This window comes from Collimonas sp. OK242 (assembly GCF_900107095.1).
In the GTDB taxonomy this organism is placed as follows: domain Bacteria; phylum Pseudomonadota; class Gammaproteobacteria; order Burkholderiales; family Burkholderiaceae_D; genus Collimonas.
On the sequence record NZ_FNOR01000001.1, the window covers coordinates 351124 to 358358 of the forward strand.

Sequence of the window (7235 nt, forward strand, 5' to 3'; positions counted from 1 at the left end):
GTTAATTCCAATCTACGACGAACAACTGACTTCCAGTCCGCTTGCCCAATCCGGAGGCAATTCTGCGTACTGCGCATGTTGCGGTTGCTCGTCAAACGGGTTTTCAAGTATTTGCTGCAATTTCCGGACTTCCGAGAAGTCTTTATTCTGAGCGTGTTCGATTGCGGTGTGCGCCAAATAGTTTCGCAATACATATTTGGGGTTGCTTGCATCCATTGCAAGCTTACGGTTGCCATCCTGGCTATTTTCCAGTTTCAGGCGAGTCCGGTATTGTAACGCCCATGCGTCAAATGCCGCGCGGTCTATGAACAGATCGCGCAGGGTGGTGTCGCTGTCGACGTCGTCCAGGCGCAAGTTGCCGAGCCGGCGGAAAAACAGGGTGAAATCGACATGGCTAGCCTGCATCAGGGTGAACATGGCGTCCAGCAACTTGTCGTCGTCTGCCTGGCGCGATACCAGGCCCAGCTTGGCATGCAGCAATTCATCCAGTTTTGCGCCGTACAGGGCCTGGTAATTGCTGAGCGCGGCTTCGGTCGCCTCGACGCTGCCGATCAGCGGCAGCAAAGCCTGGCCCAGGGCAAAGCAGTTCCAATGGCCGATCTGCGGCTGCTGATTGTAGGCATACCGGCCTTGCTGGTCGGTATGGTTGCAGATATGGCGCGGATCGTAAGCTTCCATGAAGCCGAACGGGCCGTAATCCAAGGTCAGCCCGAGGATAGACATATTGTCGGTATTCATCACGCCGTGCATGAAGCCGACTGCCTGCCATTGCGCCATCAGATGCGCGGTGCGGCGCGTCACTTCGGCCAGCAGCGCCTGATAGGGATTCTCTGCCGCCTGCAGTTCAGGATAAAAGCCGGCGATAACGTGGTCAGCCAAGGTCTTCAGCGCTTCCGGCTGATTGTTGTAATACCAATGTTCGAACGAGCCGAAACGCACAAAGCTGGGCGCCATGCGCGTCACCACCGCCGTGGTTTCCGGCCGTTCGCGCATCGCCAGCTGATCGGAGCCGATCACCGCCAGCGCACGCGAAGTAGGAATGCCGAGCGCCGCCATCGCTTCCGAGCACAGGTATTCACGGATCGACGAGCGCAGCACGGCACGGCCGTCGCCCATGCGCGAATAGGGCGTGGCGCCGGCTCCCTTGAGCTGCAACTCCAGCCGGCCGCCATCGGCAGCCGCCACATCGCCCAGCAGAATGGCGCGGCCATCGCCCAGTTGTCCGGCCCAGACGCCGAACTGATGGCCGGAATACACCGCTGCCAATGGCTGAGAGTCGTCGGCGCCGCGGTTGCCGGCCAGCGTCTGGATGAAATCGTCGTTGCCGAACGCCGCCGGCGCCAGCCCGATCAGCTGTGCCGCCTGCGTGCTGGCCGCAACCAGGTACGGCGCTGGAAGCGGTGTCGGCGTCAGCTTGGTGTAAAAGGCTGCGGGCAAGCTCGCGAACGCGTTGGAGAAACGCAGATGATCGAGCGCGGGTGCCGCGGGAAAAGCCAAACGGTGGTTCATGACAGCGTTGATCCTGTGTGCAATATGACGGGAAGCCTCAAGTATCGCACGGCTACGCTATCCATGAACGGCGCGAGCTTGCTGCAGCCGGACCTACTCTTCCGCGCCGAAAGCCCGGGCAGCCAGGGTCCGTGCATGATCGCGGATATCGATCTGCCATGGCTCGCTCAACTCCGCAAAGCGCAGCCGATCGCCGGCAAAAAAAGCACGTGTAGCTTCTTCAAAGTCGGCTTGGTTGCCGGCCATTGCAGACATGAAGCGATATGCAGATTCTTGCGCCAGGCGTATCTGGTCGCGTTCTTCGTTACGGCGCTTAGCCTCTTCAACCAATTTGCGCAGCGCTACCGATGCGCCGCCGGATTGCAGGTTGAGCCAGTCCCAATGGCGCGGCAGCAGGGTCACTTCGCGGCCGATGACGCCCAGTTTCGGCCGGCCGGGGCCGCGCGCCGTCTGCGGGTCGTCGGCGGCTGTTTCCATGGTGGCCACACTGGTCCCGCTGAGGGACAGCCGTTGCAACACTTGTTCAGCGCTGCCGCGGAAGTCGATTTCGACCTGTTCGCTGGTGATGTCGTCGAAGATCAGGATGGCGGCGGAGTCGTTCCTGTCGATCAGTTCCTTGACTTTCAACGCCACCAGCGCCAGTTGCCCGGAAGCGATGCGGTTGGCGCCGGCAAAGGCGATGACGGGGTGCGGATTGATGGTATTGGCATTCATCTCGGATGGTTTTCGTGAGTTGTGTAGATGAGTCGATATTACCCGGGTTTAATTGCTGTGTCAATATTACCTTGGTAAAAATACGACATCCTTGCCGAACGAACCGGTAAAATACCGGACTAGCTGTCATCATCGCCTGTCATCACATTAAATATCGCTAATAGACGCTCAATGGAATTCACTCTCATCACCTTGCTGAACGGTCTCAGTTACGGCCTGCTGCTGTTTCTGCTGTCGGCGGGGCTGACGCTCATATTCAGCATGCTGGGAGTGCTGAATTTCGCCCATGCGAGTTTTTATATGCTGGGCGCTTATTTCGCCTATGCGATCAGCGTCAAGTTCGGATTCTGGCCGGCGCTATTGCTGGCGCCGCTGCTGGCCGGCATGCTGGGCGCACTGGTAGAGCGTTTCGGACTGCGCCATGTGCGTCGCCACGGGCAGGTGGCGGAACTGCTGTTTACTTTCGGCCTGTCTTACGTGATGGTCGAACTGGTGCAACTGATTTGGGGCAAATCGGCGCTGCCGTACGCGATCCCGGCACAACTCGACGGGTCGCTGTTTACTTTGTATGCAACTACGTTTCCCATCTATCGCGGCTTCATGATGCTGCTGGCATTGCTGGTTTTGCTGGCGGCGGCCTGGCTGCTGAAGCGCTCGCGTATCGGTTTGCTGATCCAGGCGGCGCTGACCCATCCGCAGATGGTCGAAGCCTTGGGACATAACGTGCCGCGTATTTTTACCTTGGTGTTTGCCGCCGGCTGCGGTTTGGCCGGATTGGCCGGGGTAGTGGGCGGCAATGCCTTGGTCACTGAGCCGGGCATGGCGGCCGGGGTCGGCAGCATTATTTTCGTCGTAGTGGTGGTCGGCGGCCTCGGTTCTTTGCGCGGGGCGTTCATCGCCTCGCTGCTGATCGGGATTTTGCAGACCTTTGCCGTCGCGCTGGATATGTCGGCAGCGAGCGGTTTGGCGCACTGGGGTGTGCAGATCGATCCCGATGCAGCGCTATATCCGCTGCTGCAGCTGACGCTGGCCCAGCTTGCACCTGTATTACCGTATCTGCTGCTGGTGCTGGTCATGCTGCTGCGTCCGCGCGGCTTGTTTGGCGTGCGCGATTGATGGATAGGCGCATGAATATGAGTATGAAGGCGGAGCGCAGCTGGATCTGGATGGCGTTTGCGCTGATATTACTGGCCGCGCCTTGGGTGTTTCCGCAAAGCGCAGCGCTGTCGATCTTGTCGCAATGCGGCAGCATGATGATCCTGGCGCTTTCCTTCAACATGCTGCTCGGACAAACCGGCATGCTGTCGTTCGGCCATGCGCTGTATTCCGGCCTGGCTGCGTTTGTCGCCGTGCATGTGATGAACCGGCTGGCCGGCGGCAGCCCTGTCGCGTTGCTGTTGGTGCCGCTGGCCGGCGGTTGCGCCGGCATGCTGTGCGGCGTTGTTTTCGGCTTCATCACTACCCGTAAATCTGGTACGGCGCTGTCGATGATCAGCCTGGCGCTGGTTGAACTGGCGGCGGCCGCGGCCTTGATGTTTCCGGGATGGTTTGGCGGCGAGAGCGGGGTCAGCACCGACCGTGTGCTTGGCGCGCCGTTTCTTGGCATCGACTTTGCATCGCAATTGCAGGTGTATTACCTGATCGCGTTCTGGCTTTTCGTTAGCACCGCCGCCATGTATGGACTGACTCTTACGCCGCTGGGGCGCATCGCCAACGCCGTGCGCGATAACCCGGAGCGGGCAGCGTTCATCGGTCACGATCCGCGCCGGGTACGTTACCTGATGTTCATCTTGTCGGCATTCTTCGCCGGCGTCGGCGGCGCGCTGAGCGCCATCAATTTTGAAATCGTCAGTGCTGAAAATCTGAGCTTGCTGCGTTCGGCGCAGATCCTGTTGTTTACCTTCATTGGCGGCATCGGCTATTTCTTCGGGCCGATGATAGGAGCATTGCTTGGCGTGCTGTTTTCCGCTTTGCTGTCGACTTATACGCGAGGCTGGCAGTTGTATCTCGGACTGCTGTTTGTCATCGTCGTCTTGTTTGCGCCAGGCGGCATCGCCGGCGTCTGGATGACGGCAGTCACCCGCTGGCGGCGCCTGAGCGCGCTCCGGTTGCGGCAACTGGCGCTGCCGTCTCTGTTGCGCTTGGCCGGCCTGTTGCTGCTGGCGGGCGGCGCCGTGCTGTTGATTGAAACACTGTATCGGCGGGCGGCGGGCATATGAGCGAAAACGCAATGCCGAATATTCTGGAGCTGCGCGATCTGCACAAGCAATTCGGCGACACGCGGATTATCTGCGGCGCGGATTTGCAATTGAGGCAAGGTGAAAGACTGGCTTTGATCGGCCCCAATGGCGCCGGAAAAACGACCTTGTTCAATCTGATATCCGGCCGCGCCGAGGCCAGCAGCGGCGACATTCTTTTGCATGGACGGCAGATAAGCGGCCTGAGCCCGTTCCAGATCAATCGCCTCGGCCTGGCGCGCAGCTTCCAGATTACCAATATATTCCCGCAACTGAGCGTCCAGGAAAACCTGCGCGCTGCGGTGTTGTCGGCGCAGGGCTATCGCCGGGTCTTCTGGCGCCGTTTGTCGGCTCTGCGCGCGGTCAGCCGGCGCACTGAAGAAGTGTTGCAGCAATGCGGTTTGGAGGCGCAGCGCGATACGCCTGGCCGCGACCTCAGTTATGCCGCCCAGCGCGCCCTGGAAATCGGCATCACGATTGCCGGCGATGCCGGACTGATCCTGCTGGACGAACCGACCGCCGGCATGAGCCGCGACGAATCCGCCGCCGCTACCGAGCTGATCCGCCGCGTCAGTGCAGGCAAAACCTTGTTGATGATCGAGCACGATATGGAGGTGGTGTTCGGCCTGGTGGACAGGATTGCGGTGCTGGTCGAGGGACGTATCATTGCTTGCGACACGCCGGCGGCGATTCGGTGTAATCGGGCAGTGCAGGCGGCCTATCTCGGCCGCCTTGAAGCGGAGCCGATACCATGAGCGCCATGCTTGAAGTGCGCGGTTTGCACGCCTTCTACGATCAAAGCCATGTCTTGCACGGCGTCGATCTTGATGTCGGACCCGGCGAAATAGTCAGTCTGCTGGGGCGCAATGGCGCCGGCCGTTCCTCAACGCTGAAAGCGGTGATGGGAATGATGCGCAGCAGCGGCTCGGTGCGCTTCAACGGCGCTGAGCTGATCGGCCTGAAAACCTTTCAGATTGCCAGGCGTGGCTTGGCTTACGTGCCGGAAGAGCGGGCGGTGTTCCCGATGCTGACGGTGCAACAGAATTTGCTCCTGGGGCAGCAGCGCGAGCGGGCGGCAATCGAGGATATGTGGCAATTGATGCCGCAGCTGGCCGCACGCAAGCATGTCGCAGCCGGCTTGCTGTCCGGCGGCGAGCAGCAAATGCTCAGCCTGTGCCGCAGCCTGATGGGAAAACCGCAACTGATCATGGTCGACGAGCCGACTGAAGGCCTGGCGCCGCACATGGTGCAGTCGGTGGCGCAGCATCTGCTGGCATTGCGAGCGCAGAGGCTGGGCGTGCTGCTGGTCGAGCAAAAACTCGGCATCGCGCTGGAGATATCCGACCGCGTGCTGGTGATGGGGCATGGCCGGATCGTGTTTGCCGGTACGCCGGCGGAATTGCGCGCCAACCCTGCGGTGCGGCAGAAATGGCTAGAAGTTTGAACGGGAAATGAGCCAGTCAGTTGTATCTGAAAGATTTGCATGGGCGATCGAGAAGGTGCATCAGCACAGACTCAACCGTACATGCAGTGTCCGACTAAACCGCCTTTGAAGGACAGCAATCGGCCCAATACTAATAACTACAATCGATTCCTGCCGCTGAGGTCGCGACGCTTCAATGACGGCTGCCAGATTGCGGTCACTGGGCTTCGATGGAACGCCAACCAGTTCTATGCAAAATGCGTTTTTCGTCTACATTGGAACGAATGGCGGCTTAGGTGGCTCGACCGGTCGTTGACGGAAATTTCTCAACGAGTCGCTGGTTTTCCAAAATCTGGCAGGCGGTTCACGACCCGAAGCCGCCAGTCACAATTCACGAAAGCTGCCATTCAGCAGCAAAAGCCATTAAACAAAGATCACTCTCGAAGATCTACGCCATGGCTTTGCAGAACCTTTGAAATTTGAATTTCATTCTCAGCCCAAAGTTCAGTTCTGCTTATCGATTGTTTCTTTCCATTTTTGAAACTCACTTCCAATTTATAGTGCCCCTTGTCATCTCTTTTTCTCAATACATGATCGACGTCCGAGTAATGAAAGCGGTCTGGCGCAGATGGTAAAAACCACAATCCATTTGAAGAACAAAACCCTTCTTGGTTAAGCACCACATGATCGATGAAATACTTGTCGGGTACACTCACCCCTAAAACGAGCAACCCAAAAAAAATCGCCAGGACACCTAAACCCGCGATGCGGCCAGAGAGATAAGCATGGCCTCCAGATGGTAATTTGTTCTTAAAAAATACAATCCCAACCACCACCAGTATTAGGCCAACGGCCACAGTATGCTGAACCGAAGTTGATGAGTAGGAAAATATAGCTTCGGCACCAAATAATTCACAAGTCATAGTAAGGAATGTCTAACGGGTGTGGAAAAATTATTCGTGGCTTGCATTGTGTTGAAAGCTATATGGAACACCAAGGCCGAGAGTCCGCTTCTGGCCCAGAGTGTGTAAAAACATAGAAATTCGTTGGCACGATCAATAACGTGTTCAACGACCGCCATCCAAGTCACGAGAGCGGTTTATTCTGACGAGTTTTTCCGTCTGCGGCACGGAATATTTTTTGAGTGGCAGTCTAAAAACCGCCGCAATCCGCTCCAAATCACGTTCATTTTCACAGCAAAAAGAGCCCTTCAGGCCCGGATCTCTCGCATCAATCGGTCGACACCCAATATCTGCATTACACGTTTCAAATTGTAGGCAAGTACGTGCAGACTCATCTCGGTTTTGACCCGTTTCAAAGTCTTCGTCAAGAAGTGCGCCGATCCCATCCAC

General features: G+C 57.9%; 8 protein-coding genes. 4 read left to right on the plus strand and 4 right to left on the minus strand.

The genetic code is table 11. The features are described from left to right. Positions 1-12: 12 nt before the first annotated feature. Both BLV81_RS01625 and BLV81_RS01630 read right to left on the minus strand, forming a co-directional pair. Positions 13-1509 carry a protein adenylyltransferase SelO gene (locus BLV81_RS01625; RefSeq protein ID WP_092351711.1) on the minus strand — a complete coding sequence of 499 codons (1497 nt, stop codon included), beginning with the start codon at positions 1507-1509 and terminating at the stop codon, positions 13-15. A gap of 93 nt (positions 1510-1602) precedes the next feature. Next, entirely contained in the window at positions 1603-2223 is a 621-nt protein-coding gene (locus BLV81_RS01630; protein ID WP_092351713.1) for a DUF2239 family protein, read from the minus strand. A 171-nt stretch (positions 2224-2394) separates the two neighbouring features. Here BLV81_RS01630 and BLV81_RS01635 point away from each other — a divergent pair, with 171 nt between their 5' ends. Genes BLV81_RS01635 through BLV81_RS01650 form a run of 4 tightly spaced genes read left to right on the plus strand, consistent with a single transcriptional unit; the run spans position 2395 to position 5904 of the window. Further along, entirely contained in the window at positions 2395-3339 is a 945-nt protein-coding gene (locus BLV81_RS01635) for a branched-chain amino acid ABC transporter permease (RefSeq protein WP_092351715.1), read from the plus strand. A gap of 11 nt (positions 3340-3350) precedes the next feature. Further along, positions 3351-4442, plus strand: coding sequence for a branched-chain amino acid ABC transporter permease (locus BLV81_RS01640; RefSeq protein WP_255364857.1), 1092 nt, complete (start codon positions 3351-3353; stop codon positions 4440-4442). After that, positions 4439-5215, plus strand: coding sequence for an ABC transporter ATP-binding protein (locus BLV81_RS01645; RefSeq protein ID WP_092351719.1), 777 nt, complete (start codon positions 4439-4441; stop codon positions 5213-5215). Before BLV81_RS01640 ends, BLV81_RS01645 begins: the two co-directional genes overlap by 4 nt. 5 nt (positions 5216-5220) lie before the next feature. Next, positions 5221-5904: an ABC transporter ATP-binding protein gene (locus BLV81_RS01650; protein WP_092351777.1), complete on the plus strand. Its 684-nt coding sequence runs from the start codon at positions 5221-5223 to the stop codon at positions 5902-5904. A 413-nt stretch (positions 5905-6317) separates the two neighbouring features. Here BLV81_RS01650 and BLV81_RS01655 read toward each other — a convergent pair whose 3' ends face one another. Together BLV81_RS01655 and BLV81_RS24050 are read right to left on the minus strand one after the other, a co-directional pair. Continuing rightward, positions 6318-6806, minus strand: a complete 489-nt coding sequence (locus BLV81_RS01655; RefSeq protein ID WP_143036243.1) for a hypothetical protein — start codon at positions 6804-6806, stop codon at positions 6318-6320. A 144-nt stretch (positions 6807-6950) separates the two neighbouring features. Then, positions 6951-7235: hypothetical protein (locus BLV81_RS24050; RefSeq protein WP_218134233.1), on the minus strand; the 285-nt coding region annotated here is incomplete at its 5' end.

Excerpts from the sequence above, each read along its gene's own strand:
- BLV81_RS01650 (WP_092351777.1), top strand. The coding sequence starts at position 5,221 with ATGCTTGAAGTGCGCGGTTTGCACGCCTTCTACGATCAAAGCCATGTC.
- BLV81_RS01635 (WP_092351715.1), top strand. The coding sequence starts at position 2,395 with ATGGAATTCACTCTCATCACCTTGCTGAACGGTCTCAGTTACGGCCTG.
- BLV81_RS01645 (WP_092351719.1), top strand. The coding sequence starts at position 4,439 with ATGAGCGAAAACGCAATGCCGAATATTCTGGAGCTGCGCGATCTGCAC.
- BLV81_RS01625 (WP_092351711.1), bottom strand. The coding sequence starts at position 1,509 with ATGAACCACCGTTTGGCTTTTCCCGCGGCACCCGCGCTCGATCATCTG.
- BLV81_RS01630 (WP_092351713.1), bottom strand. The coding sequence starts at position 2,223 with ATGAATGCCAATACCATCAATCCGCACCCCGTCATCGCCTTTGCCGGC.
- BLV81_RS01640 (WP_255364857.1), top strand. The coding sequence starts at position 3,351 with ATGAATATGAGTATGAAGGCGGAGCGCAGCTGGATCTGGATGGCGTTT.
- BLV81_RS01655 (WP_143036243.1), bottom strand. The coding sequence starts at position 6,806 with ATGACTTGTGAATTATTTGGTGCCGAAGCTATATTTTCCTACTCATCA.